This window comes from Mesorhizobium sp. M7A.F.Ca.CA.002.04.1.1, assembly GCF_004022805.1.
Lineage (GTDB): Bacteria > Pseudomonadota > Alphaproteobacteria > Rhizobiales > Rhizobiaceae > Mesorhizobium > Mesorhizobium ciceri.
Map to the genome: position 1 here is coordinate 1 of NZ_RZPL01000981.1, position 1,627 is coordinate 1,627.

The 1,627-nt window shown below is 66.1% G+C and carries 3 protein-coding genes; 2 read left to right on the forward strand and 1 reads right to left on the reverse strand.

The features are described from left to right. Positions 1–931 (forward strand): trypsin-like peptidase domain-containing protein (locus ENZ75_RS31225; RefSeq protein WP_128278599.1); only part of this gene is annotated, 931 nt, incomplete at its 5' end. A 9-nt stretch (positions 932–940) separates the two neighbouring features. On the opposite strand, the gene ENZ75_RS31230 is transcribed toward ENZ75_RS31225, so the two are convergent. Continuing rightward, positions 941–1,366 carry a VOC family protein gene (locus ENZ75_RS31230; RefSeq protein ID WP_013530166.1) on the reverse strand — a complete coding sequence of 142 codons (426 nt, stop codon included), beginning with the start codon at positions 1,364–1,366 and terminating at the stop codon, positions 941–943. A gap of 66 nt (positions 1,367–1,432) precedes the next feature. Between ENZ75_RS31230 and ENZ75_RS31235 the strand changes: the two genes are divergently transcribed. Beyond that, on the forward strand, positions 1,433–1,627 hold a 195-nt coding region (locus ENZ75_RS31235), incomplete at its 3' end, for a helix-turn-helix domain-containing protein (protein ID WP_164888154.1).

Sequence of the window (1,627 nt, forward strand, 5' to 3'; positions counted from 1 at the left end):
ATTCGAACCTGACGATACATTGCTCGACGCATATTCGACGACCGTTGCGGACGCCGTCGACCGCATCGGCCCGGCCGTCTGCCGCATCGAACGCGTCGGCGGCCAGGGCGGTCACGGCTCCGGCTTCGTCATCGCGCCGGACGGACTGGTCGTCACCAATTTCCACGTCGTCGGCGATGCCAGGACAGTGCGCGTCTCGATGCCGGACGGCGCCTCCCGCGAAGGCCGCGTGCTCGGCCGCGATCCCGACACCGACATCGCGCTGGTGCGCGCCGACGGCAGCTTTGCCGATGTCGCACCGCTCGCCGATTCCAAGCGGCTGCGGCGCGGCCAGATCGCCATCGCCATCGGCAATCCGCTCGGCTTTGAATGGACCGTCACCTCCGGCGTCGTCTCGGCGCTCGGCCGCTCCATGCGCGCCTCGACCGGCCGGCTGATCGACGACGTCATCCAGACCGACGCAGCGCTCAACCCCGGCAATTCCGGCGGGCCGCTGGTTTCGTCGGCCGGCGAGGTGATCGGCGTCAACACCGCCATGATCCATGGCGCGCAGGGCATCGCCTTCGCTGTCGCCTCCAACACCGCCAATTTCGTCATTTCGGAGATCATCCGCTTCGGCCGTGTCCGCCGCGCCTTCATCGGCGTCTCGGCCGACACTGCCAGTTTGCCGCGCCGCGCCGCCCTGTTGTCGCAAGTCTCGACCAGCACGGCGGTTCGCCTGCGCAGCGTCGAGAAGGACGGCCCGGCGGCCAAGGCCGGCCTGAAAGAAGGCGACATCATCGCCGCCATCGACGGCCGTCCTGTCACCGGCGTCGACGACCTGGTGCGCATGCTCGACGCCGAACGCATCGGCCGCGAGACGCTGTGCACCGTCGTGCGCCGCACCGGTGTCAGCCAGGTGACGGTGACGCCGGTGGCAAGGGCCAGTTGAGGCGGGCGCTCAGGCTCCCGCCACCCCTTCCGCATACTGCGCCAGAAACGCCTCGCTCGGCGGGATCGGCTTGATGACGTCGATCAGCACGCCATTGGGGTCCTTGGTGATGAAATGGCGCTGGCCGAAGGGCTCGTCGCGCAGCGAGCGCAGGATCGGCAGGCCGGCGGCGACGACGCGCTCATAGACAGCGTCCGGGTCGCGAACCTCGAAATTGATCAGCAGGCCCGAAGCGCGGCCCCGCCCCTCTTCCGGGATGGTCTCATGGTCGCCCTGGACGATGCCGAGATTGACTCTTCTGTCCTCCCCCGATTGCAGATGCACATACCAGTCGCTTTCGAACAGGGGCTGGAAGCGGAAATGCTTCACATAAAAGGCCGCCGTGCCGGCGACGTCGCCGGTCATCAGCACCGGGTAATAGCTCGTGGTCTTCATCTTTCCTTCTCCCGTCAATTAACATACAGTCTGCATGTAAACCGAATTAACATACAGGCTGCATGTATGCAACAAGATTTCGCGCGTCGTTCCAACCGCGACCGCACCGAAGCCACGCGCGCCCACCTGATTGCCGCGGCGCGAAAGCTGTTCACGGAGAAATCCTATTCCGAGACCGGCACGCCGGAGATCGTCGCCGCCGCCGGCGTGACGCGCGGCGCGCTCTACCATCATTTTGCCGACAAGCAGGCACTGTTTGCT